Source organism: Paenarthrobacter sp. NEAU-H11, from assembly GCF_050573415.1.
GTDB lineage: Bacteria > Actinomycetota > Actinomycetes > Actinomycetales > Micrococcaceae > Arthrobacter.
The window spans coordinates 167586-190147 of the sequence record NZ_JBNZGA010000006.1 but is presented as its reverse complement, the minus strand read 5'-3'; the positions used below and the strand labels follow the sequence as shown (position 1 = coordinate 190147).

Annotated in this window: 21 protein-coding genes; 7 read left to right on the top strand and 14 right to left on the bottom strand. The window is 67.1% G+C overall.

What is annotated here, in order from left to right; genetic code table 11:
- Positions 1–12 precede the first annotated feature (12 nt).
- Positions 13–2676, bottom strand: coding sequence for a formate dehydrogenase subunit alpha (gene fdhF / locus ACQ3DC_RS10070; RefSeq protein WP_430752134.1), 2664 nt, complete (start codon positions 2674–2676; stop codon positions 13–15).
- Positions 2673–4373, bottom strand: a complete 1701-nt coding sequence (locus tag ACQ3DC_RS10065; protein ID WP_430752133.1) for an NAD(P)H-dependent oxidoreductase subunit E — start codon at positions 4371–4373, stop codon at positions 2673–2675. Before ACQ3DC_RS10065 ends, fdhF begins: the two co-directional genes overlap by 4 nt.
- 164 nt (positions 4374–4537) lie before the next feature.
- Between ACQ3DC_RS10065 and ACQ3DC_RS10060 the strand changes: the two genes are divergently transcribed.
- Entirely contained in the window at positions 4538–5824 is a 1287-nt protein-coding gene (locus ACQ3DC_RS10060; RefSeq protein WP_157238931.1) for a hemolysin family protein, read from the top strand.
- A gap of 45 nt (positions 5825–5869) precedes the next feature.
- Here ACQ3DC_RS10060 and ACQ3DC_RS10055 read toward each other — a convergent pair whose 3' ends face one another.
- The 3 genes from ACQ3DC_RS10055 to ACQ3DC_RS10045 form a co-directional block, all read right to left on the bottom strand.
- Positions 5870–6055 (bottom strand): DUF1660 family phage protein, encoded by a 186-nt coding sequence (locus ACQ3DC_RS10055; protein WP_157238932.1) that lies wholly within the window; start codon positions 6053–6055, stop codon positions 5870–5872.
- A gap of 187 nt (positions 6056–6242) precedes the next feature.
- Entirely contained in the window at positions 6243–7862 is a 1620-nt protein-coding gene (locus ACQ3DC_RS10050; RefSeq protein WP_430752132.1) for an ABC transporter permease, read from the bottom strand.
- A complete protein-coding gene (locus ACQ3DC_RS10045; RefSeq protein WP_430752131.1) occupies positions 7862–8803 on the bottom strand; it encodes an ATP-binding cassette domain-containing protein in 942 nt (313 codons plus the stop codon). The genes ACQ3DC_RS10050 and ACQ3DC_RS10045 overlap by 1 nt, the downstream gene beginning before the upstream one ends.
- Before the next feature lie 201 nt (positions 8804–9004).
- On the opposite strand from ACQ3DC_RS10045, the gene ACQ3DC_RS10040 reads away from it, so the two are divergent.
- Positions 9005–9736: a hypothetical protein gene (locus ACQ3DC_RS10040; protein ID WP_430752130.1), complete on the top strand. Its 732-nt coding sequence runs from the start codon at positions 9005–9007 to the stop codon at positions 9734–9736.
- Positions 9737–9772: 36 nt separating this feature from the next.
- Here the strand turns inward: ACQ3DC_RS10040 and ACQ3DC_RS10035 are convergent, their stop codons facing one another.
- Positions 9773–10822, bottom strand: a complete 1050-nt coding sequence (locus ACQ3DC_RS10035) for a helix-turn-helix transcriptional regulator (RefSeq protein WP_430752129.1) — start codon at positions 10820–10822, stop codon at positions 9773–9775.
- A gap of 120 nt (positions 10823–10942) precedes the next feature.
- Here ACQ3DC_RS10035 and ACQ3DC_RS10030 point away from each other — a divergent pair, with 120 nt between their 5' ends.
- On the top strand, positions 10943–11341 hold the full coding sequence (locus ACQ3DC_RS10030) for a DUF1304 domain-containing protein (protein WP_157238937.1): 399 nt from the start codon (positions 10943–10945) through the stop codon (positions 11339–11341).
- A gap of 65 nt (positions 11342–11406) precedes the next feature.
- Complete coding sequence (locus ACQ3DC_RS10025; protein ID WP_421092119.1) at positions 11407–11841, top strand: nuclear transport factor 2 family protein; 435 nt, start codon at positions 11407–11409, stop codon at positions 11839–11841.
- 66 nt (positions 11842–11907) lie between these two features.
- On the opposite strand, the gene ACQ3DC_RS10020 is transcribed toward ACQ3DC_RS10025, so the two are convergent.
- The 5 genes from ACQ3DC_RS10020 to ACQ3DC_RS10000 all read right to left on the bottom strand — a co-directional run bounded on the left by ACQ3DC_RS10020 (position 11908) and on the right by ACQ3DC_RS10000 (position 17343).
- A complete protein-coding gene (locus ACQ3DC_RS10020) occupies positions 11908–13842 on the bottom strand; it encodes an LVIVD repeat-containing protein (protein WP_430752128.1) in 1935 nt (644 codons plus the stop codon).
- A 255-nt stretch (positions 13843–14097) separates the two neighbouring features.
- Positions 14098–14781, bottom strand: coding sequence for an excalibur calcium-binding domain-containing protein (locus tag ACQ3DC_RS10015; protein ID WP_421092121.1), 684 nt, complete (start codon positions 14779–14781; stop codon positions 14098–14100).
- Between the two features lie 58 nt (positions 14782–14839).
- Complete coding sequence (locus ACQ3DC_RS10010; RefSeq protein ID WP_430752127.1) at positions 14840–15970, bottom strand: GmrSD restriction endonuclease domain-containing protein; 1131 nt, start codon at positions 15968–15970, stop codon at positions 14840–14842.
- A gap of 262 nt (positions 15971–16232) precedes the next feature.
- Positions 16233–16610 (bottom strand): VOC family protein, encoded by a 378-nt coding sequence (locus ACQ3DC_RS10005; protein WP_157238940.1) that lies wholly within the window; start codon positions 16608–16610, stop codon positions 16233–16235.
- Between the two features lie 220 nt (positions 16611–16830).
- Positions 16831–17343 carry a mycothiol transferase gene (locus ACQ3DC_RS10000; RefSeq protein WP_430752126.1) on the bottom strand — a complete coding sequence of 171 codons (513 nt, stop codon included), beginning with the start codon at positions 17341–17343 and terminating at the stop codon, positions 16831–16833.
- A gap of 141 nt (positions 17344–17484) precedes the next feature.
- Between ACQ3DC_RS10000 and ACQ3DC_RS09995 the strand changes: the two genes are divergently transcribed.
- Positions 17485–18669 carry a metallophosphoesterase family protein gene (locus ACQ3DC_RS09995; protein ID WP_321215498.1) on the top strand — a complete coding sequence of 395 codons (1185 nt, stop codon included), beginning with the start codon at positions 17485–17487 and terminating at the stop codon, positions 18667–18669.
- A 3-nt stretch (positions 18670–18672) separates the two neighbouring features.
- Here the strand turns inward: ACQ3DC_RS09995 and ACQ3DC_RS09990 are convergent, their stop codons facing one another.
- Both ACQ3DC_RS09990 and ACQ3DC_RS09985 read right to left on the bottom strand, forming a co-directional pair.
- The gene (locus ACQ3DC_RS09990; RefSeq protein WP_323056410.1) at positions 18673–19017 is read right to left on the bottom strand and encodes an iron chaperone; all 345 of its coding nucleotides are present in this window, start codon (positions 19015–19017) and stop codon (positions 18673–18675) included.
- Between the two features lie 172 nt (positions 19018–19189).
- The gene (locus tag ACQ3DC_RS09985; protein ID WP_157238943.1) at positions 19190–19516 is read right to left on the bottom strand and encodes a hypothetical protein; all 327 of its coding nucleotides are present in this window, start codon (positions 19514–19516) and stop codon (positions 19190–19192) included.
- A gap of 55 nt (positions 19517–19571) precedes the next feature.
- Between ACQ3DC_RS09985 and ACQ3DC_RS09980 the strand changes: the two genes are divergently transcribed.
- Entirely contained in the window at positions 19572–19967 is a 396-nt protein-coding gene (locus tag ACQ3DC_RS09980) for a DUF1801 domain-containing protein (protein ID WP_157238944.1), read from the top strand.
- Between the two features lie 33 nt (positions 19968–20000).
- Here the strand turns inward: ACQ3DC_RS09980 and ACQ3DC_RS09975 are convergent, their stop codons facing one another.
- Positions 20001–20924: an AraC family transcriptional regulator gene (locus ACQ3DC_RS09975; protein WP_321215495.1), complete on the bottom strand. Its 924-nt coding sequence runs from the start codon at positions 20922–20924 to the stop codon at positions 20001–20003.
- 271 nt (positions 20925–21195) lie between these two features.
- Here ACQ3DC_RS09975 and ACQ3DC_RS09970 point away from each other — a divergent pair, with 271 nt between their 5' ends.
- Entirely contained in the window at positions 21196–22545 is a 1350-nt protein-coding gene (locus tag ACQ3DC_RS09970; RefSeq protein ID WP_430752125.1) for an ABC transporter substrate-binding protein, read from the top strand.
- Positions 22546–22562: the final 17 nt, after the last annotated feature.

The window sequence follows — 22562 nt, the reverse complement described above, 5'->3', positions numbered from 1 at the left end:
GCACAACTGTCATCAGGACCTGGACAGGCGGACTGCCGTCAGCTTGTATTCGGGACATCCGGTCACCTCGTCCTCCACCCTGGAAGTGAGGCTATTGACCGATGCGCCGGGGAAATGGAAGCCGGCGAACACCTGGCCCGGTTCCACCTCGTCGGTGATCCTGGCCTGAAGGACCGCCGACCCGTGCCTGCTGCCCAGCCGGACCGGATCGCCGTCGTTCAGTCCCAGGGCGGCAGCATCCCCGGGCTCGATGTCCACCGTCTCGTCTGCGCTCAGGCGCAGGTTGCCGGTCCGCCGGGTCATACTTCCGGAGTTATAGTGCTCCCCCCTGCGCCCGGTGATCAGCAGGAACGGAAACTCGGCGTCGCATTGTTCGCCCGGGGGCAGGTAGTTCCTCGCTGCCAGGTGGGCCAACCCGTCCGGGGTGGCAAACCTCTCCTGGTATAACCGGGGGGTTCCCGCCGAGTCGGCGGACCCGCACGGCCAGTGCAGCGGCCCTTCGCGGTCCAGGCGGGGGTGCGAGATACCGCCAAACAGCGGCGCCACGGCAGCGCATTCGGCCATGGCTTCAGCCGGTGTGGCGCAGCCAAGGTCCGCGCCCATCCTGCCTGCAACCGCATGCAGCACCGCAAAATCGGTGCGGACGCCGGCCGGGGGCTCCACTGCCTGCCTTACCCGCTGGAAACGCCTGTCGAAGTTGACGAATGTGCCGTCCTTTTCCAGCCAGGCGGCCACGGGGAAGACGACGTCGGCTGCGGCGGCCGTCGCGGAGAGGAACAGGTCGTTGCAGATCACCAGCGGGCACGCCTCCAGGGCCGCCCGCACGGCCGTGCTGTCAGGGTCCGTGGTGAGAACGTCCTCGCCTATGACCCACAACGCCTGCAGCGACCCTGCCCGGGCGGCATCGAACATCTGCCGGATCCTGAGCCCTGGCAGGGGCGGCACATCGACCCGCCAGGTCCCGGCGCACCGGGCCCTGGCCGCAGGGTCCAGGACCTTCTGGTAACCCGGCAGCAGGTCCGGCAGGGCGCCCATGTCGGACGCGCCCTGAACGTTGTTCTGGCCGCGCAGCGGGTTCACCCCGCCTCCTGCACCCGGGCCCACGGCGCCGCGCAGGAGGGCAAGGTTGGACAGCGTCCGGACACCGTCCGTGCCGTGGAGGTGTTCCGTCACGCCCAGGCCGTAAAAGATGGCCGGCGCCAGCGCCTGCCCGTACAAAAGGGCCGCCTGCACGAGGTCGTCCGCCGGGACACCGGAAATCGCGGCCACCCGCTCCGGCGGGTAGTCTTCCAACAGCCCAAACAGTTCCTCGTAGCCGGTGGTGTGCAGGTCCAGGAAGGCGGTGTCCACCAGGCCCTCCCTGACCAGGACGTGCGCGAGGCCGTTGAACACGGCCACATTGGTCCCCGGCCTGGGCCTGAGGTGGACGTCGGCGTACCGGGCCAGCGAGGTACGCCGGGGATCCACCACCACCAGGCGGGCGCCGTCCATGACGCGCTGGAAGATGCGGGACCCTACCACCGGGTGGGCCGCCGTCGGGTTCGCCCCCACCAGGAGGACCGCATCGCACCGCTCCAAATCGTCGAACGGGTTCGTCCCGCCGCCCAGCCCGAACGTGGCGGCCAGGCCGGCCGCGGAAGGGGCATGGCAGAGCCGGGAACAGTTGTCCACGTTGTTGGTCCCCATGACGGTCCGGGCGAATTTCTGGGCCAGGTAGTTCTCCTCGTTGGTGGCCCGGGCAGAGGAAATCAGGGCAAACCCGTCTGGTTGTCCGTCCCGGATGCTGCCGAGGCGTGCCGCCACGAACCCGACTGCCTCTGTCCAGGTTGCCGGGGTCAGCGTTCCGTTACGGCGGATCAGCGGGGTGGTGAGCCGGTCTGCGGAACCGAGGAAGCCGTGGGCAAACCGCCCTTTGACGCAGGCGTGGCCGCGATTGACCGAGCCGTCCCCGGCGGGCTTGACGGTCATGATGGTGTTGCCGCGCGTCGAGACTTCCAGGCTGCAGCCCACGCCGCAGTAGCCGCAGGTGGTCAGGGTCTGCCGCTCAAGCGGCAACAGATTGAGCAGCCCCGGTTCGGACAGGGCTCCGGTGGGGCAGGTGTCCACGCACGCCCCGCAGGAGACGCAGTCGGATTCCGCCCAGGGACCGCCTGTACCCGGCGCCACCACGGTGCCGGCCCCGCGGCCCACGAGCGTCAGGGCGAACGTACCCTGGATTTCTGCACAGGCACGGACGCACCGGCCGCAGGCAATGCAGAGATCACGGTCAAGCTTGACGTAGGGGTGCGAATGGTCGACGCCCCGCTCCGGCGGCAGGACAACTCCGGACGGAGCAGCCACCCCGTACTCGGCGCATTGGCGGACCAGTTCGCTGCGGTCGGCCGGAATGTCCAGCGCCCGGGGAGGCAACCCGGCGACGATGGCCTGCAGCGCAGCACGCCGGACTTCGCGGGAGGCCTCGACGTCGATGCGCAGGCCGTCCTCGGCCGGGGTGCTGCAGGCGGCGGCCAGACCCCTGCCGTTGACGTCCACCAGGCACGTCCGGCAGGACGCCACCGTGCTGAGCCGGTCGTCGTGGCACAAAGCGGGGAGGGCGAGGCCCGCCGCACGCACCGCCTCAAGCAGGGTGGCTCCGGACGGCACCTCGACGGCTGTGCCATCAATGAACAGTTTCACTCCGGCCACCCGGCGAGTCCGTAGACGCGGGCGAGGCTCCGTACCGCGGCCGGCACGCGGCGGCCGAAGGCGCACAGGCTGCCCGCCGCCATGGTGCCCAGCACTTCGCGGCGCTCATGTTCGACTGCAGCACCATCCGGCAGCGCCGCGAGGGCACGGCCGCGCCAGGCCCCCACCCGGCAGGGCGAGCACTGCCCGCAGCTCTCCTCCGCGGCGAACTGCCACAGGTTCTCCAGCACCTGCCCGCCGGTGACCCTGTCATCAAAGGCGACGATTCCCGCGTGGCCCAGCGCGGCCCCGCGCGTGGCCAGGGCCGCGTTACTCAGCGGCAGGTCAAGGTCCCCTGGGCCAAGGAAGCCTCCCAGCGGTCCCCCGATCTGCAGGGCGCGCAGTATCCTGCCATCGCGCAGCCCGCCCCCGAGAACCTCCACGATCCGCCGCACCGGCGTGCCGATCTCCACCTCATATGCGCCGGGCCGGAGGAAACGCTCGGACAGGCAAGCGAGCACGGTGCCGGACTCATCCGCAGTCCCCAGCGCGGCGTAGGCGGCTCCGCCGTGCTGCACGATCCACGGGACCGCACTCAAGGTTTCAACGTTGTTGACCACAGTGGGGCGGCCGCCGAGTCCGCGCGCGGTGGGAAACGGCGGCCGCGGACGTACGGTCCCGCGCAGGCCTTCGAGCCCGTTGAGCAGCGCCGTCTCCTCCCCCGAGACGTAGGACCCGGCGCCTTCAGCCACGTGGAACTCCAGGCTGGACCCGCTGCCCGCCGCATCCGGGCCGAGAAGTCCTGCGCTGCGCGCTTCAGCCACTGCCTCCCGCAGCCGGGCGGCAGCGTGCGGGTACTCGGAACGGACAAACACGATTCCCGTGGCGGCGCCGACGGCGAAGCACGCCAAGGCGAGGCCCTCAAGCACCCGGTGCGGATCCTGTTCCATCAGGAGGCGGTCGGCGTAGGAACCCGGATCGCCCTCGTCCCCGTTGGCCACCACCACTCGCGGCGCAGGGTGCTCAAGCGCTGCCCGCCATTTCGCGGCGGCGCGGAATCCGGCTCCGCCCCGGCCCCGAAGCTGCGCGGCGTCGACCTCAGCCAGGACATCGCCGGGTGCTGCTGCGGCGGCGACGCCCGGCCAGACGGACCAGGGCGGCGATGCTCCGAGCAGTCCCGCGGTCACCACAGGGACCCGGGCATCGCTGGCCACCGGAATGGGTGGGGCCTCCGGCGGCACCGATCCACGCAACTGCGCTGCCAGCCCCGGCCCCGCATGCGGGACCACGCCATCCAGGGCTGCGGGACCGGAGAAGCAGTAGCCCAGGCAGCGCACTGCCTGAAGCGAGACGGATCCATCCCCGCTGCAGGTGCCGCTCTGCACCCCGAGCGCCTCTTCCACCTCGGAAACGTGCGTGCCGCCGGTGGCAGCGAAACAGGCCGCCGCAGTGCAGACCCGCACATGCCGGGACCCGCGGGGAGCTGCGAAATCGGCGAAGAAGGATGCGGGCCCCTCGACCGCTGCCGCAGGCAGGTTGAGCGTCCGGGCTATGTCCCTGGGGGTGCTGCCGGAGTTCCGGAGGGCGTCCGGGACTTCATTCACTGGCCGGCCGAAACGGGTGGCGTACCGGCGGAACGGATCGTCATTGTTCCGGTCCCTCCGGCCATCCATTGCTGCGCCCGGGCGCGCGGGGCTGGGCTCCTGCATGTCTCCAACCATGGCCGCTCCGGCCCGGGCGGGGAAAGGGCCGAAAGTCCCTCGGGGAGGAGTCCAGCTGGCGGGACTTTCCCCATGGTTCCGGCTGGCAGGACGCCCTGCGCCGCTACGGCCGGAAGCGTAACCCGCACGGCACCATTCGATAGTGTCTGAGCATGGACGTGGATACGCTGCTCAATTTCCTGTTGGTCCTTTTCTTCGTGCTGCTGGGCGGGGTGTTCGCGGGGACGGAAATGGCGCTGGTGTCCCTCCGCGAGAGCCAGGTGCGCCGGATGGAAAAATCGGGGAAGCGCGGGGCCCGGATCGCTGCCCTGGCCGGCAACCCCAACCGCTTCCTCTCCACCGTGCAGATCGGCGTGACCCTGTCCGGCTTCTTCTCGGCCGCCTACGGCGCGTCCACCATCGCGCCCGACGTCGAGCCCCTCCTCGAGGGAATCGGGTTCGGCGCCGCGGCCGAACCTGCTGCGTTCATCGGCATGACGCTGCTGGTGGCCTACCTGTCCCTGGTGCTCGGCGAACTGGTGCCCAAGCGCCTGGCGATGCAAAGCGCTGTCGGCTTCACCAAGGTCCTTGCCCCGCCGCTGGGGGTCCTCTCCGAGATCATGCGCCCCGCCGTCTGGCTCCTGTCCGTCTCCACCGACGCCGTGGTCCGGCTCTTCGGCGGCGATCCGCACGCCAGGCAGGAGAGCGTCAGCTCCGAAGAACTCTGGGACATGGTGGCCGAGAGCGAGGAACTGGAGGAACACAGCCGGAGCATCCTCAGCGACGTCTTCGGGGCCGGCGACCGCTCGCTGCAGGAAGTGATGCGGCCGCGCACCGACGTGACCTTCATCGACGGCAACCTCACCATCGCGGCCGTGCGCAGCATGGTCCGGGACGGCCCGTTTTCACGGTATCCGGTCATCGACCGAACGCCCGACGACGTCCTGGGCTTCATCCACGTCCGTGACCTCATGCCCCGGGACGGGAAGTACGACGACGGGCTGGTGCGTGACATCGCGCGGGAGATCCTCCCGCTGCCCGGCACCAACAAGGTTCTGCCCTCACTGTCGCGGATGCGCAGGCTGGGCCAGCACATTGCGCTGGTGGTGGACGAATACGGCGGCACGGACGGCATCGTCACCCTGGAGGACCTGGTGGAGGAACTCGTGGGCGAGATCTACGACGAGTACGACACCGGGGCCGAACCCGAGGACCGCGTCACCAGGACCAACGGGGCGGTGGACGTGGACGGCGGGCTGATCCTGCAGGAGTTCGAATCGGCCGCCGGCATCGAACTGCCGGAAGGGCACTACGAGACGGTGGCCGGGTTCGTCATTGACCGGCTGGGCCGCCTCCCCCGCGTCGGCGACAAGGTGGAGGTGGCCGGCCACGTGCTGACCGTGACGGCGATGGACCGGCTCCGCATCTCCCGCATCCGCGTCACTCCCGCCGGTGGGTAGCCGGGCGTAGACTGGCGCCGCCACGGACGGTGCGCGGAAGCATTGTCAGTAGTATTTCCGGCTGTCGTGCTGGGGCGGTCGGTCCCCGGAGTCCAGGTGCCCGGTCCACGTTTGGGTCCGGTGATCGTACTTTCCGCATCGCGTGCACCGCCGGCGGAAGGTCCCCTTGGGTTCCTCTTCAAGTAACCAGTGATGTCCCAAGTTCAGTTTGCAGAGCAGTTTCGTAAGCATGATGAAATCCATCTCAAAAGGCACAGTAGGAACCGGGCCGGAACCACCGGAGCCGGCTAAATTCTACGCGCCTGGGGACGGCGCATCCACTGTAATTTCATTGGCAGCACCGCCTCACGCCGCCAGCCTGGCCACCACCGGGACCCAGGCGTTCCTTTGCTTGGTCCCGGTGGCATAAGGCCCGGCCTCATGCCGTAAGGTCCCTGCGGCGGAGGGAGAAGGCCGCCAGTCCAGTCCCAAGCGCGGCAACGGCAACCAGGCCCAGCGCCCCGGCCTGGTTGAAGGGCTCCACCGGCATGGCAGAGGAGTGCCGGAACGGGCTGGCATCCTGCAGCCACAGCGGCAGGCCGAACAGCTCCCCGAACTCTCCCAGGACAAGCCCCGCTGCCAGCCACCCCCACCCCAGGAGGATGCTGAGCCGGGGCGCCAACGCGACGGCCGCCGCGGCGGTTGCCAGGAACACCAGAGCCGCGGGAACGTAAGCCAGGGCCGCAGGAACCAGCGACCACGCCGGACCGCCGGCGGCACCTGACATGCCAAGGCCGACGGCGGCAGCGGCGCCTGCCGTGGCGGTGACGCCGGTTGCGGAGGCCGCAGCGATGAGCACGTTCGCGCCGAGCCAGCGGGTCCGGGAGGCCGGCGTGGCCAGCAGCAGTTCAGCCCTGCCCTCGGACTCCTCAGCCCGCATCCTGAGCACGGCCTGGATGCCTGCAGCCGCTGCGAACACTCCGGCGATGCCCAGCAGGGCGGTGACGAACACGTCGATGAGCCCGGCCCGGCCGCCCGGGACAAGCCGGTCAATGAATTCCTTGATGGGAGCCATGCCGGACACGGTCTCGGATACCAGGGGGCCAAGGGCCCCTGCAACGGCACCCAGGGCGGCCGCACCGACGCACCAGCCGGCCAGCGTAGACCGCTGCAGGCGCCAGGCCAGGCCGACAAATGATGCGCCTCCCACACCGGCACGCTCCCTGCCGTTGCGCTGGATCAGCAGGCTGGCGCCCACGTCCCGCCGTCGCCGAATCACCAAGGCGACAGTTCCCAGGGCCACGGCGGCAGCGAGCGGCACCAGCAACATGGACGGATCCGGGCTCGTGAACGGCCGCGAGCGCTGGCCCCAGCCGATGGGCGACAGCAGCGACGGCCAGGCACTTGACACGTGGAGCAGGTCCGCAGCCGGCGTCCCCAGTGCGTCGCCCAGGCCGCGGAGCAGGTACGCCGCACCCACGAGGGCCGCGGCGGCACCGTTCGCGCTCCTGCCCGAGGGCAGCACTTGGGCGGCCACGGCGGCGAGGCCCACAAAGCAGGCACCGACTGTTCCGACGGCGGCCCCGGCCCCCGCGGCGCCCTCGCCAGGCAGTCCGGCAGCGATGAATCCGGCGGCAACGAAGACAGCCAGCACCAGGTTCGCAACGGCGCCCAGCAGAAGCGTTGCCATCAGGGACGCTGCCCGCGGGGCTGGGACGGACCCCAAGAGTTCAGCCCGTCCGAGTTCCTCGTCCGAACGGGTATGGCGCACCACCAGGAACGTGCTCATCAGGCTGGCCAGGACCGCGGTGAAGGCGTAGGCCGTGAAGAAAACCACCGGACCGGTGCCGGTCCCGTCAGGCAGGCCGCGGAGGAACAGGAACGCGGGATTCGATGCCGCCACAGTAAGGATGGCCGCCTGCGATGACTCAGCGCCGAACTGCGTTGCCACGGCAGCCGAGGTGGCAACGCCGAGCAGCGAAATGCCCAGGATCCAGACCGGTAACGCCACCCTGTCCCGCCTGGCCTGGAACAGGACCAGCCGCAGCACGCCGTTCATTACCGCACCTCGCTGCTGCGGCCCTTGCCGGCGCTGTTTCCCCCGCTGTCGCCGTCGCTGTAGTGCCGCAGGAACAGGGATTCCAGGGACGGCGGCGCCACGGAGAGGCCGGTGACCCCCGGTTCCGCAATGGCCGCCAGCACGGCGCCCAGATCCGAGGGATCGGCGTCGAACTCCGCTGCGCCGTCAGTGATGCTCAGCCCGTGAGCTCCGGGCACGGCAGCCAGCCGCACACCGTCGGACAGTCCCGTTACGCGGAAATGCGTACGCTGCAGGTGCCTGAGTTCGCCCAGGGTGCCCGTTTCCACGGCCACGCCGGACCGGATGATGGTCAACCGGTCACACAGCTGCTCCACCTCGCTGAGGATGTGGCTGGACAGCAGCACCGTGGCGCCGTCCCCTGTCACCCGTTCGATCTGGCGGCGAAACACGGCATCCATCACCGGGTCCAGGCCGGCGCTCGGCTCGTCCAGCAAGTACAACCGCGCCGGGCGGGCAAACGCTGCAATCAGGGCGACCTTCTGCCGGTTGCCCCTCGAATAGGCCCGGGCCTTCTTCCGGGGGTCGAACTCAAACTCCTCAACGAGCTCGCGGCGCAGATTCTCGTCCGCGCCGCCGCGCAGTCCGGTGAGCAGGTCGATGACTTCCCCGCCCGAAAGGTTCGGCCACAGGCTCACATCGCCCGGAACATAGGCGACGTCCCGGTGCACCGCCTCCGGATCGGCCCAGGGATCGAGCCCGAATACGCGAACCGAGCCTGCTGTGGGACGGATGAGCCCCAGCAGTATCCTCAGCGTGGTGGATTTGCCAGCCCCGTTGGGGCCGAGGAACCCGTGGACCTCCCCCGCTGCCACGCTCAGGTTGAGGCCGTCCAGTGCTTTGGTCCTGCCAAAGTGCTTCGCAAGACCGCGGGCTTCGATGACAGGTTGTGCTGTATCCATGAGCCGTATGCTCCTCGGGTCCGTCACGCGAACGCCCAAGGCGGCGCCGGGGCGTTCCGAAGGCGTTTGCCTACGGGCCGACCAGGCTTCCCGGCTCTCCGTTCCTCAGCATACAAGCGTCCAGCCCCCCGGAGAAGACCGCCCGCGATCCCGCTTGCGGGCGTAGACTGGCGCCACCACTCGAGGCGGAGGCATAAGGCTATGAAGAGCATCCGGGAGCAGGCCTCCGACGTTGAACACCATGCCGAACTTGGACCCGGGGAGGACGAACGGTTCTCCGGCTACGGCGTGATGGGGCTGCCGTTCAGTTCCGGCCACGTCCTGGCCATGCGCCGATTCCCCGTCACCAGTGTTGGGCCCGGCTACCGGTCAGTCTGGCTGCGCCGGCCGTCCGGTTCCTGGACCATCTACGCCGACGCCCCGCCCCAGGTTTCCTGCGCCCGCTACTTCGGTGCTGCACTGGAATCGGCGGTCCAGTGCCCCATCGAGGTTGCCTGGACCGGCGACGCCGCCTTCAGCGTGCGCATCGCCGGAGACGTGGGCCTGGCGTGGGACGTGGAACTGGAATCCAGTCCCATTACGCGCGCAATGACGGCGGCGCTGACCGCAATGCCGGGCCATGCTCTGGAGAACACATCAGTCCTGAAGGTCATGGGCGCCGCCTCAGGCCCGTTGCTGGGGGCGGGGCGGCTCGGCCTGACCGGCTCCGTTCCCAACCGCCAGGGTTTCCGCGCCAAACCCCGCCGGATGTGGTTTGTCTCCCGGAGCACTGCCGCACTTGCCGGGGAAGACCTCGGCGCCCCGCAACCCCTGCGCGTCCAGACCCGCCTGGGCGATTTCCTGATCCCCCAGCGCGGCATTTTCCTGATCGGCGCGTCGTCCTTCGACCGGTTCGACCCCGCCCGGCATCTTCCGGACACGGCCCGGCAGTAGAGTCTCGCCGCGCAGGCATCTCTCCTCAGCACGGCCTCACGCCGCCAGCCTGGCCACCAGTTCGCCGCGGCTGCCCACGCCCACTTTCCCGTAGAGCGACTTCAGGTGGTCATGCACCGTGTGCGGGGAGATGAACAGGTGCCGGGCGATGTCCGCCGTCGGACTTCCGGACAGCACCTCCAGGCAGACCTCCCGCTCCCGCGCCGTGACGCCGTACGCCGCGAGCAGCAGGGTGGCGACGTCGTGCGTGGTGGCTGGTTCCACGGTGACCACCATCTGCTGGGGGTCGTCCCCGGTGATCAGGCGGCTGGCCTGCAGCACCACCCAGCTGTTCCCGGCGTCCCGCATCCTGGCCCGGGCCGTCCCGGACCTCGAGGCGTGGGCCTGGGCCACCACTGAATGCAGCGTCATCGTGAAGCGGCCCGGCGCGGCGTCCTCCACCTCAGCCAGCCAGGCTGCGGCGGCGGACGTGGCCGCGCGCAGCTCGCCGTGCAGCCCGGCCAGGACAATCACGGGCCCGACGGCGGCCGGCCCCGACGGGTGCGCCGCTCGCACGGCGATCCGGGTAGCCGCCGCCAGCGTGGCGGTCACGGCCCCGAGGAATTCGACTTCGCGGTCGGTGAAATCATGTCCGCCGTCCCGAAAAATGCTGCCGACTCCCCAGCACGCCTCGTCCACCCGGAAGGCGGCCCGCAGTTCGTGCTCCAGGCCCTGGGGCTTGAGCAGGTCGTTGATCCGGACACTCCGGACCACCTCGCGGTGCGGCGCATCGGACATCCGGGCGATGGGCCGCGGGCGGCGCAGCAGCTCGGCGAAGTTGTTCGGTTCGGTGCCGGTGTATTCGCTTTCGGCGAAGCGGGCCGAGTACTCCTCGTACTCCCGCACCCCAACCGGCCACGGCTTCCAGTTGGTAACAGAGGTCATCACGAGGGAATCGGGGTCCACGCCGGCCCAGCAACCCTGCTCGAACGGCACCGCCCGCTGCACGACGGCGAGCGCCGATTCATAAAGGTCGGCCAGGCTCATCCCGCCGGCGGCCAGGGCGGCGATCTCCCGCCGGGCACGCTCGGCACGCTCCTCCCACATAGGTCAAGTATCCGCCCGCCAGGTCGCGGCGCAATCCCCCAAAGTGGGGGTTCCCCAAGCTCCCCTGAAGCCTCGGCGAGGGGATCGCGGCCGGTGGTGCCGGCGTCGTACTTTTTCCTCATGAACGCCGTATCCCAGCTGTTCGCGGTGCTGGCCGCGCTGATCTACATCGCGGTGTTCCCGCTGGAGAGCTTCCTGATGCACCGGCCGGGGGCACAAAAGTTCCTGAGCACCCCGCCGCGGAACGTTCCGGCCGTGATGATGTGGGCCATCCCCACCGGGTTCCGCAACCTGGTGATCGGCCTGGGAGTCCTGGCCGGGGTGGTGGCTGTGAACATGGGCTACCCGGTGGTGGGCTACACCCTGGTGGTCTACTGCTGCCTGAACATGGTGCTGACCGCTCCGGCCATGTTCCTGGCGGACATGATGGGCCACTATCCGAAGAAGGGCGACAGCATCCCGGGAACCCTCGGCGCCACCGTGCCGGCCCTGATAGCCCTGGTTGCGCTGCCGTTCTGAAGCCGTTCGATCGGCAACAGCCTTCGGGCGCCAACAAATAGTTACATTGATTGGGAGGTCCACACATGGGACAGGCACGCGAAGTCACTGACCGCCTCACCGCGGCCATGGGATCAAAAGACAAAGAGGCGCTGGCGCGCTGTTACGCCGCCGACGCCGTGGCCTACACCCCGGACAAGGGGGAACTCCGCGGACGTGATGCCATCACCAGCCACCTCTTCGCCTACTGGGAGGCCATGGAGGACGTCCGGTACGAGCACACGGCCAAGTACGAGGCCGGGGACGTGGCGATCAATGAGGGCGTCGTCGTGGGAACCAACACCGGGCCGCTGCGCATGCCGTCCGGCGAAACCCTGCCGGCCACGGGCAGGACGCTCCGGATCAGGAGCTGCGACGTCACAACGGTCAAGGACGGGGAAATCACCTCCCACCACTTCTACTTCGACCAGCTGGAGTTCCTGGGACAGCTCGGACTGATGCGCGAGCTCACCTCGCAGTGAAGGAGGACGGAGCTTAAAAGACGGAGGGGGGCTCCCAGCCGCCCCCCTCCGTGTTTTGTTCCGGGTTTACGGATCCGTGAAGATCCAGAGGCCGCTGTCCCGGTCGCTGCCCAGGACGTAGGTCATGCCGTCCTCACCAACAAACGTTTCCACTCCCCAGAAGTCGTTTCCTGCCTCATCCAGGTAGCCGCCGACTTCCACCAGTTCGCAGGTGGTGTTGTCGGCAGGGTCGCTGCACTGGATCTGGATGGCCCGGAGGCCGCCGGAGTAGTACGAGAGGTAGGCCAGGGACGGATCCTGCGGGTCCACGGCTACCTCGTGAACACTGAGGTCCCCGTATTTGAGCGCGTAAGCGGGATCGTGGGCTTCGGGGATGGCGAACGTGTCCAGCTCCTGCAGGGTGGTTGCGTCCAGGAGGTGGACATAGCCCCAGCCGTCAAAGACGGACCCCACTTCAATGTCCGCCCCGACGGTGCCGATGGGAAGGGCTTCGGGGTAGGTCCACGGCGCATCCAGCGGTGCCAGCTCGAAGAGCCGGTGGAATGCCGCGTGGGTGGTGCAGACGGCAACGATCTCGTCCACGAAGGCGCCTGACCCGCAGAACGGCTCAGTTGTGGCAGCCTCACCCGTGTGGTGGTTGACGAAAAGCACGGCGTCCCAGCCCGGAAGGGCTGCTTGATGGGCCTTCTCCCCCGGGAAGCACGCTCCCTCCGGGGCACTGGGGTCACCGACCGGACCTCGTTGGAGCACCAGGGTGGTTTCCTCCCCGGGTGCCAGCGATTCCAGGTATCCCGGGATGCTCTCCGGGGTGGGAACGGCTGCTGAGCCGGGGCAGGCGTAGCCGCCATACACTACAGGACCATTCAGGGTGAGGTCCGGCAGGACGGCAGGTGCCTGGCCCCCGGAAACAATCACCGAGGGGTAAGTGCCCTGGTGGGCTCCGCTGGTGATCTTGAAATCGTCCGTGCGGTAGGGGGCGAAGTCCTCATCCGTACTGATGATGAACCGGTTGTCCGCCGTGAACTCCGCCTGGTGCGCGTTGCCCTCAGGGGTGAGGGACACCCCCAGGGATTCAAGGAGCTCGGGGTCCACTGCCGCGAATTCCGAGTCCCCAAGGAATACCGCGTTGGCGGGATCATCAACGTTCAGGAGAACGTAGCCGCCGTCCCAATAGGAAAGCAGCATGATGAAATGGCCGTTGATTTCCTTGACCACCATGTCATGAAGGAAAGAATCGGTCAGCCCCAGGTCGGGCTGATTCACGTCAAAGGCATTCAGGTCGTATTCCGCGACCAGGCGCGGACGGTGCGGGTTGGTGATGTCAAGGATGTCCACGTCCGTGAACTCCTCATTGTCGGTCATCACCACATAGGCCTTGTCCCCTGCATCCCACGCAAAGGCGCTGTGGATCTCATTGGAATCACGGCTGCCCGGCGCGCGGTCACCGAAGTTCTCGGACAACTTCTTCGGGTTGAGCGGGTCTGTCACGTCAAAGAGCGAAACGCCGCCTTTGGCGTTCTTTCCGCAGGCCTCGTTGTTCACCACAAGGACTTCACCGGTGAAGCTTGGGGTGCTGATTTCGACGACCTGCAGGCCTTCGCCGGGGCGGGTGTCCTGGTGGGATGGGATGAACCCCACCTGTTTCGGTGCCGCTCCGGCCGTGCCCTGGTCTACGCCCGTGATGTCCACGATGTAGACGCCGGCATCCGGGCTGGTCTGTCCGCCCGTTTCCGGCCCCGCACAGTCAGGCTCGCCCCAGTTGGCGAGGAAGGCGGTGTTTCCGTCCGGCGAGACACTCACATCTGCGATCAGGTCGGGAGTCTTCGTCAGGGGGACGACATCCACCAGGTCAATCTTCCCGAACTCCCCGGTCCCGACGAGGTGCCCTTCGTCCATGCCGTGCTGGCCGTCCGGGTGGGCGGTGGCGCCCGAGAGACCGAACGTTGATAGCGCCAGGGTACTTAGTGCTGCAAAAACAACCAATCTACTGCGTTGTGGCATGCCTTGCCTCCAGCTGAATTTTTTCTTTGGCCCCCAATGGCGCTCAGCCTAAACCTGGAATTATTCCAATGTCTAGGGAATTTTCAGCTTTCTTTCAGGTTCATCAACTACAAGACCGGAAAGGCTGGTGCGAGTCGCCTACGGTCATGGCCATGAAAGCGCTGTCAACTGACACGATGGCAAACGAAAGCCGTGGATACCTCCAAGAACGAAGGTATCCACGGCATTCAGCACATTGAACTTGCGCGGTAGCGGCTACTCGCAGGCAACTCCGTTGGAATTGCGGTCCAGGGCCGCCCGGAAGCCAGGCTGGTTGGCATAGAGGGGCGCTGCGCCCGCCGCCCTAACGGCATCGCAGTTCTGGTAGTAGACAGACGACGGCGCCGGTGCAGCAGGTGCCGGAGCCGGTGCGGGCTTTGCAGCCTGCTGGGCAGCCTGTGCAGCTGCCGCGGCTTCAGCCGCCTTCTGTGCCGCGGCCTGTTCGGCGGCCAATTGTGCGGCGGTCTGGTCCGCTGCGGCCTTATCGGCCGCGGCCTTCTCTGCAGCCGCCTTTTCAGCAGCGGCTTTCTCAGCCGCAGCCTTCTCAGCTGCTGCCTTCTCCGCCGCCAGCTTTTCAAGGGACGTGACGCCGAGGTTAACGGTGGAGCCCTTGGGCGCACTTGAACCGTCCGCGGAATCCTGGGAGGTCACCTGCCAGTTCTTCTTCAGGATGATCGACTTGCCGTCGATGGTGTCCACAGCCTCAACCTTGAGCCCGAGTCCTTCCAGCTGCTCGGTGGCCTTATCCAGGGGCAGGCCAATAACGCTCGGAACAGTGACTGCCTCTGCAACCGCCGCAACAGCCGTCGCGGTTTTTGCCGGCTGCACGGCCTCCTGCTTGCCTCCGCAACCGGTCAGCATTAATCCGGTCAGCACAACTAATGTCAGCGTCTGTTTCATTTTTCCCCCTAGGAAATGTTGGTGATGGTGATGCGGAAAGATCGGGGATGCGGGCGGGTCAGCCCTCGCAGGCTACGCCGTCGGAATCACGGTCCAGGCCGGCCCGGTAGCCCGCCTGCCCGGCGAAGAGCGGTGCTGCACCGGCAGCCCTGGCCGCGGCACAGTTGGCGTAGTAAGCGGCCGCGGGCGCCGGAGCGGCAGGGGCGGGCACCACAGGCGGGGCCGGAGCAGGTGCCGGCGCAGCGGGAGCCGGCGCAACCGGGGCCGGAGCAATAGGGGCCGGCGGCGCCACTACCGGAGCCGGCGCCACAGCAGGTGCGGGCGCCGGAGTGGCAGGTGCCTCCTGGTTTGTGGGCGCCAACTGGCCCGGGCAGTCGGCCAGGATCCTGGCCATCGCGTCGTGCTCGGCCTTGGTGACCCACAGGCTATAGGTAGCCTTCACTGAAATCTGCCGGGAGACGTATTCGCAGCGGAAGCCCTTGTTCGGCGGCAGCCAGGTGGCCGCGTCGCCGTCGCCCTTTTTCATGTTGGTGGGGCCGTCCGTGGACTGGAGGTTCAGCGGATCATTGGCGAACGCCGTCCGCTGTTCAGTGGTGAGCTGCTGGGCGCCCTTCTGCCACGCATCGCTGAGCGCAACAACATGGTCGATCTGCACCTTGCTGCTGGTCCCGCTCCCCCGCAGGAAACTGATGGTGGCGCCCGTGTACGGGTCCACCAGCGTCCCCGACTGCACCTTGCAAGGCACGCTGTTGGTGTAGGTGATGCCCGTGAGGTCCCGCTTGAGCATGTCATTGCGGGTGTCGCAGCCGTTGCGGTCAACGTCCAGCCACGCCTGCCCGAACAGCGCCCGGTCATACCCCGTTTTGGGCGCCCGGCCCTTGATGGGAAGGGTGGCCAACAGGTCGATCGCCCTGGTGGCGAACGCGGGCTGCGTCCTTGGAGCCGCCACGGCCGCGGCCTGCGGCATCAGGTTCGTGGTTTCGGGATCAAGCGGTGCGCCCGTTTCCTGGACGGACGACGACGACGGCGTTGCTTTGGCGGTTGCGCCCGCCGCAGCGGCGGCTGGCGAAGTTGTGGTTTCCGGCGAGGCGGCCTTCAGGCCGGGAGGGCCCGCGCAGCCGACGAGGACCGGAAGGACCAGCAGGGCGCTGATCCCAGCGACGGTGAAGGTGAAGGCGCGTGGCGGCAATGTTTCCCCATTAAATAAAGGCCCGGCAATAAGCCGGGCCTTTTGCTTAGCCAAAACTGGTTATGGAAAGAACCTATTTCCCCGAACCGCAGAGGACGCCGAAACTGGGGAGAACCTGCGTTAACTTTGATCAAGGCTTGATGGTTGTTGCGGCACGGAGGATTCGGGGCGTAACAATCGCTGCGTGTGCGGCCAACCTGGTGGTGAACAGGCAGGGCTCAGCCCGCGCGGGCACCGTGCTCACGCGGGCTTGTGGCTGCTGCTATGCGCGCTGGGCGATATTGAGGATGTTCCCCTCGCTGTCGAGGAACCACGCGCCCTTCCCAAATGAGTCAGTGGCAACGCCGTTCTCTGTCTTCAGTCCGGGGAAGTCATAGTCTTCAAAGACAACGCCGCGGCCCCGCAACTCCTCCATGTCGCGCTCGAGGTTGTCCGTCTCCCACCCCATCTGGGTGTTCTTGGCCGTGCCCGCATTTTCCGTCTGGTACACAAGGAAGCTTGTTCCCTTGCCGCAGCGGTACACCAGGTTGTCCTCCACTGTCTCGGAAGGCTCCAGCCCCAGCTTGTCCCGATAGAAATCCTTGGCCCTGTTAATGTCCTTTGCGGGAAGGACAGCCATGATTGCCGAATCTTTGAGCATGGTGATTTCCTTTGTGCATTCTTGTATTGGCGGCGGTTGCTCTCCCCCGGGCGCGGACCCGAACCACCAAGTCCGGGAACGCAGGGCCGCCCGTCGCGCCTGTTTTCCGGGGCGGCCACCTGGGACTCTGCGTGCCCCGCCAGCCGTCATTGGCGCGAGGGTCCCCGAAGCCTATGTGGCCATTATGGAACCGAAATGTGCCTACGGAAATAGGGGATTGCTACTGCCCCCGCACCTGTTTCAGGCCCTTGGTGTATGCGGCCTGTCCCACGTGCTGGAGGCAGTCCGCCAGGGTGCTCACCAACCGCACGCCAAGGGTGACGGGCGGGTCCCACCGGTTATCCACGACGCGGTCAAGGTCCCGGTCCCCGAGGTCCTGCAGGAACTCCACGGTCCGCCGGTGGACGGCGTCGTAGTACTCCAGCAGCAGTTCCGGCTCAGCCTGCACCAAATCCACCTGCTCCGTGGAATGGCCGTAGCCGGTGTCGCGGGGGTCCAGCGGAAGGTTGAAGCGGCCCACGAAGTCCTGGGCGGTCCAGGCCTGTTCGCGGCCGGCGACGTCCGCCACCTGCGCGTCCTCCACGCGGCTGAGGTGCCAGATCAGCCAGGCAATCGAGTTGCCGGTGCCGGCCGGCCGCCAGGCAAGCGTCCCGCCGTCGAGCCCGTCAAGGGTGGCCTCCACGTTCTCGCGGATCCGGCCGAAGGCGTCCAGCAGCAGTTCGTTGGTTTTCACAGGTCCCTCCCGGTACGTGTCCCTTAGACGCTAGCTTCGCACGTGCCGTTCACCATGCGTTAGGCACCCCGATGCCCGGGCTTCCTACCCTCGCAGGTGACGGCGGCCGGAACCCGGCCGCAACAATGCAGAGAGGCAGCGATGACCATCAAACTCAACCAGCCCAACTTCAGCAGGCGGGCGGCCCTCGCGGCAGCCGGAACCCTGGGCGCACTCGGCATGACCGCGGCGGCCGGAACCGGAGCCAACGCAGCACCGGGAACGAAGGCCCCAAAGCCCGCCCTCGCGTTCCGCCCGGACGGCCGGTTCAAGGTGATCCAGTTCAACGACACCCAGGACGACGAGCAGACGGACCGCCGCACCATCGAGCTCATGGACCGCACGCTGGATGCCGAAAAGCCTGACTTCGTGGTGATCAACGGGGACGTGATCAACGGCGGCTGCGACACCGAACTCGAGGTCAAGCAGGCCCTGAACCACGTGGTCCAGCCGATGGAACGCCGGCAGATCCCGTGGGCCGTCACGTTCGGCAACCACGACGAGGACTCGGTGGCGAGGACCGGCATGACCGAAGCCAGGATGCTGCAGTTCCTGCAGAGCTACGCATTCAACGTCAACGGCGACTCCACCGATGGCCTCACCGGCACGTCCAACTCGCTGCTGCTGGTGCAGTCCTCGAAATCCAAGGACCCAGCCTTCGGCCTCTGGCTGATCGACACCGGCCGCTACGCCCCGGACACCATCAACGGCCAGGACTTCGAGGGCTACCCGGACTGGGACTGGGTCCGCATGGACCAGGTGGCCTGGTACCGCAACCTCTCCATGGCCACCGAGCAGAAGTACGGCAGGAAGATCCCCTCCCTGATGTGGGGGCACATCGCCCTGCACGAACACCGCAGCATGTGGTTCGCCAGCATCGACTCCCGGACGGACGCGGACCACCAGCGGGCGGTGAAGAAGCACGGCATCGTGGGCGAGCGGAACGAGGACGAGTGCCCCGGCCCCTTCAACTCCGGGCTGTTCAACGCCTTCCTGGAACGCGGGGACGTCCGCGGCTACTTCGTGGGCCACGACCACGTCAACACCTACGTGGGCAACTACTACGGCGTGGAACTCGGCTACGCCCCCGGGACGGGGTTCGGCGCCTACGGGCTGCCGGGCGCCGACCGGAACCGGCTCCGCGGCGCGCGCGTCTTCGAGCTGGATGAGAACCACGCGGGGATCTACAAGGAGACCCGCCTGGTGTTCGCCAAGGACCTGGGCATCGACCTGACCGCGAACGACCAGCCGATCACTCCCCTGCCCCTGGACCCCGCGCAGCTCTAGGCGCTACTTCCGGATCTCCGCCAGCCGCAGCCGGACCATCTCCTCCACCACTTCCTCGGGGACGGGATGGTCCGGCGTGAACCGGACAGTACCCTTGGACAGCGAGAAGCCCGCCAGCTTGGGCGCGACGGCGTCCACCACCTCGGGCGAGAACGGAAAGATGGACAGGTGCTTGGCTGCCGCCACCACGCCGATCAGCGGTTTGCCGTCCACCTTCAGTGCCGGCATCCCGTAGCTGCGGCCCTCGTCGGCCTCCGGGACCACGCGCCGCGCCGCCGCAATGACACGCTGCAGGCAGCCGCGCTCCGGCTCGTCCAACGCGGCAAGGGAATCGTCTACGTCACCCATGCGGCCATCCTAGCCCCGCAGGGATGTACGACGGCGGACGGCAGTTCCAGCTCCATGGCAGCTCCCTGCGCCGCGGACTGGCGCAGTGAGGCCCGGCGTCGGTGCGCAGGAGCAGTCCGTGCGCAGTGAACCCGGGCCTTGTTGCGCAGCCCCGTGGCGCCGGGCGTCCCCGCTACTTCTTTGCCGCGAGGATCGCCTTCCGGACGGCTGCGCCCACAGCGCTGATGACCGGGACGAGGCACATCAGGGCAACCACGGTGTTCGGCCGGAAAGCCACCTGCCCGCCGACGTTCCGGTAGACGCCGAGCGGCAGCACCATCCCGCCACCCCCGCCACCGGAGGCGCCGTCCTGCCCGGCCTCCCCGCCGCCGCCGAACCCGAAGGACACCAGCGCCACGGGAATGACCTCTTCCCCGCCCAGCTGGACGGGCGCACCATAGGCCTTGGAGACGCCAACGTTCTTGAATGCTTCAATCAGGGACGAAAATGTATCAGCCATGGCCCCACCCTACGAGCGCTGCCCGGCCAGTAACAGTCCTGTCAGGAGTTCAAGGATGACCTACCGGAAGGATCCACGTGTTGACCAGTACATCGGCGCACTCCCGCCCTGGCAGCAGGCCGTCTGCCTGAAGGTGCGGGACCTCGTCCATGCTGCCGACCCTGGCGTCGAGGAGACTATCAAGCGCACGGTCCAGCCGTACTTCGTGCTTCAGGGCAACATTTGCGCCCTCCTCGCCACCAAAGACCACGTCAATGTTTTCCTGTACGACGGCGGGCTCACCCCGGACCCGCACAACATCATCACGGGCGGCCACGGCAACAAGACGGGCCGGATGATTTCCTACTACGCGGACGATCCAATCAACGAGGATGCCCTGCTGGAGATGTTCCGGGCAATCATCGAAACCAACCGCGCGGGCGGCTGGCGGAAAATCAAGGGTAGCCAGTAGTTCCCGGCCCAGCTGCCGGCTGCCAGGAGATCCTCAGCCCTGAACGCGCTGGCGGTAGTTCCTCGGCGTCTCCCCTGCGTCGTTCAGGAAGTGGCGGTTGAAGTTGGAAAGGTTGGAGAACCCCACTTCGTAGCAGATCTCCGAGATGGCCTTGTCGCTGTGCTCCAGCAGCCGGCGGGCATGTGCAAGCCGGAGCTTGCGCACCAGGTCACTGAAGTTTTGGCCGGTAGCGCGCTTGAAGTATTTGGAGAAGGTGGGCTCGGACATGCCCACCAGCCCGGCGGCCTCGGACATCTTCACGCTGCCGGCATGGTTGGTGAAGACGTACTCGAGCACAATGTCCACCACGGCGGCGGCCTGGCCATCCAGCTGCGGCCGGAACCATTCGTCCGCGAGGTATCGCCGTTCTTCCTGCGGAGCCCGCGCCAGCACCACAAAGAGGTCCAGCAGGTGGCGCAACCGCACCAGCCCCGTGCTGGCACCCATCGCTTCTATGGCGGCTGCCGCGTTCTCCGCCGAGGGCCCCAGGAATTCGATCCCCCGCCGGGACTGCTCCAGCAGTGGCTTCACCTCAGCCATCTCCGGGACCAGCGAAGCCGTCTGCTCAACCCATTTGCCGTCGAACTGGATCACGGCATCCCGGTTCTCCAGCACCTCGCCGGGTTCAAGGTCGCTAACCCAGTCGTGCGGCAGCCCCGATCCGACAAGGGACACGTGCCCGGCTTCGAACGTGCCGATATGGTCGCCCACGATGAACTTTCCGGTGCCCTTGCGGATGAGGTGGATCTCGTACTCGGGGTGGTAGTTCCACCGCGCCACCGGGCTGGGGTAGCTGTGTTCCACCCACCGGACGGAGTGGTTGGGATCGGGCGGGATGATCTCCCGGTTGGCCCGCATTCCGAGCAGCCTCTCGGCCAGCCGGGCCGCAGCTCCGTCGGCTGTGTCCGTGGCAGTCATGTGTTTCTCCGCGCCCATAGTGGTTATGAATTCTGGACAAGATCCAGGGACCTTTCCCCAGAGTAGCGCCTAATGCCGGGACCTGCTGCGGAAAATTAGTATCAGAAATCGGCAACCACGGCGCTAGTTGTGCCCCACGCCACCGGCCTAATCTTGAGGAACATCAGCGGCACATCGGCTTCCCGATCTCACGCCGCGCCACGGTCAGGCATCCCGACGCAGCAGTCGGATGTGGTGACTGCGCACCCCCTGAAGAACAAAGGAGTCCTCAATGCGCCCAAAAATGCGCACTGCCACGCTGGCTGCCGGTGCCTTGTGCATCGCACTCTCCGCATCGGCCTGCTCCGGTGCCGGCGGCGGCACTGCTGCCGGTGACCAGAACAGCATCAATGTCCTGATGGTGAACAATCCCCAGATGGAGGACCTGCAGAAGCTCACTGCAGACAACTTCACCAAGGACACCGGGATCAAGGTCAACTACACGATCCTGCCGGAGAACGACGTCCGGGCCAAGATCAGCCAGGAGTTCTCCAGCCAGGCCGGCCAGTACGATGTGGCGTCCCTGTCCAACTATGAGATCCCGTTCTACTCCGCCAACAAGTGGCTGGCCCCGCTGGACAGTGTGGCCAAGGACGCCGAATTCAACCAGGACGACATTCTTCCCGCCTACACGGCGTCCCTGACGGGCAAGGACGGCAAGCTCTACGGCGAACCCTTCTACGGTGAGTCGTCCTTCCTGATGTACCGCAAGGACATCCTTGAGGCCAAGGGCCTGACGATGCCGGAGAAGCCCACCTGGGACCAGGTGGCCGAGCTCGCCGCCCAGGCCGACGGCGCCGCGCCGGGAATGAAGGGCATCTGCCTCCGCGGCCAGCCCGGCTGGGGCCAGGTTTTCGCGCCGCTGACCACCGTGGTGAACACCTTCGGCGGCACCTGGTTCGACAAGGACTGGAACGCCAAAGTCAATGCTCCGGAATTCACCGAGGCCACCAAGTTCTACGTGGACCTGGTCAAGAAGCACGGTGAAGCCGGCGCGGCCCAGGCCGGGTTCACCGAGTGCCTGAACAACATGAGCCAGTCCAAGGTGGCCATGTGGTACGACGCCACCTCTGCAGCGGGCGCCCTTGAAGCGGAGGGTTCGCCGGTGAAGGGCAAGATCGGCTACGCCCAGGCCCCGGTCAAGAAGACCGACTCCTCGGGCTGGCTGTGGACCTGGTCCTGGGGTGTGCAGGCTGCGTCCAAGAAGCAGGACACCGCGGGCAAGTTCATCGCCTGGGCCAGCTCGAAGAAGTATGAAGAACTGGTCGCCTCGAAGCTGGGATGGGCCAAGGTTCCATCCGGCAAGCGCATCTCCACCTACGAGAACGCCGAGTTCCAGAAGGCCGCACCGTTCTTCAAGGCCGAACGCTCCGCCATTGAGAACGCCGACCCGAAGAACCCGGGTGTGCAGGAACGTCCGGTGGTTGGCATCCAGTTCGTCGGCATCCCCGAGTTCGCCGACCTTGGCACCACAGTCTCCCAGGGCGTCAGCTCGGCGATAGCCGGACAGGGCACCGTGGAGGACGCACTGGCCAAGGGCCAGGAAGCCGCCCAGAAAATCGGCGACAAGTACAAGAAGTAACCACCCACCAATCGGTT

Coding starts and splice junctions, on each gene's coding strand:
- ACQ3DC_RS09985 (WP_157238943.1), bottom strand. CDS start 19,516: ATGGCTGATACATTTTCGTCCCTGATTGAAGCATTCAAGAACGTTGGC.
- ACQ3DC_RS09995 (WP_321215498.1), top strand. CDS start 17,485: ATGACCATCAAACTCAACCAGCCCAACTTCAGCAGGCGGGCGGCCCTC.
- ACQ3DC_RS10045 (WP_430752131.1), bottom strand. CDS start 8,803: ATGGATACAGCACAACCTGTCATCGAAGCCCGCGGTCTTGCGAAGCAC.
- ACQ3DC_RS10055 (WP_157238932.1), bottom strand. CDS start 6,055: ATGCTTACGAAACTGCTCTGCAAACTGAACTTGGGACATCACTGGTTA.
- ACQ3DC_RS10040 (WP_430752130.1), top strand. CDS start 9,005: ATGAAGAGCATCCGGGAGCAGGCCTCCGACGTTGAACACCATGCCGAA.
- ACQ3DC_RS10015 (WP_421092121.1), bottom strand. CDS start 14,781: ATGAAACAGACGCTGACATTAGTTGTGCTGACCGGATTAATGCTGACC.
- ACQ3DC_RS10035 (WP_430752129.1), bottom strand. CDS start 10,822: ATGTGGGAGGAGCGTGCCGAGCGTGCCCGGCGGGAGATCGCCGCCCTG.
- ACQ3DC_RS09990 (WP_323056410.1), bottom strand. CDS start 19,017: ATGGGTGACGTAGACGATTCCCTTGCCGCGTTGGACGAGCCGGAGCGC.
- ACQ3DC_RS09980 (WP_157238944.1), top strand. CDS start 19,572: ATGACCTACCGGAAGGATCCACGTGTTGACCAGTACATCGGCGCACTC.
- ACQ3DC_RS10005 (WP_157238940.1), bottom strand. CDS start 16,610: ATGCTCAAAGATTCGGCAATCATGGCTGTCCTTCCCGCAAAGGACATT.
- ACQ3DC_RS10030 (WP_157238937.1), top strand. CDS start 10,943: ATGAACGCCGTATCCCAGCTGTTCGCGGTGCTGGCCGCGCTGATCTAC.
- ACQ3DC_RS09975 (WP_321215495.1), bottom strand. CDS start 20,924: ATGACTGCCACGGACACAGCCGACGGAGCTGCGGCCCGGCTGGCCGAG.
- ACQ3DC_RS10060 (WP_157238931.1), top strand. CDS start 4,538: ATGGACGTGGATACGCTGCTCAATTTCCTGTTGGTCCTTTTCTTCGTG.
- ACQ3DC_RS10020 (WP_430752128.1), bottom strand. CDS start 13,842: ATGCCACAACGCAGTAGATTGGTTGTTTTTGCAGCACTAAGTACCCTG.
- ACQ3DC_RS10050 (WP_430752132.1), bottom strand. CDS start 7,862: ATGAACGGCGTGCTGCGGCTGGTCCTGTTCCAGGCCAGGCGGGACAGG.
- ACQ3DC_RS10025 (WP_421092119.1), top strand. CDS start 11,407: ATGGGACAGGCACGCGAAGTCACTGACCGCCTCACCGCGGCCATGGGA.
- ACQ3DC_RS10065 (WP_430752133.1), bottom strand. CDS start 4,373: ATGCAGGAGCCCAGCCCCGCGCGCCCGGGCGCAGCAATGGATGGCCGG.
- ACQ3DC_RS09970 (WP_430752125.1), top strand. CDS start 21,196: ATGCGCCCAAAAATGCGCACTGCCACGCTGGCTGCCGGTGCCTTGTGC.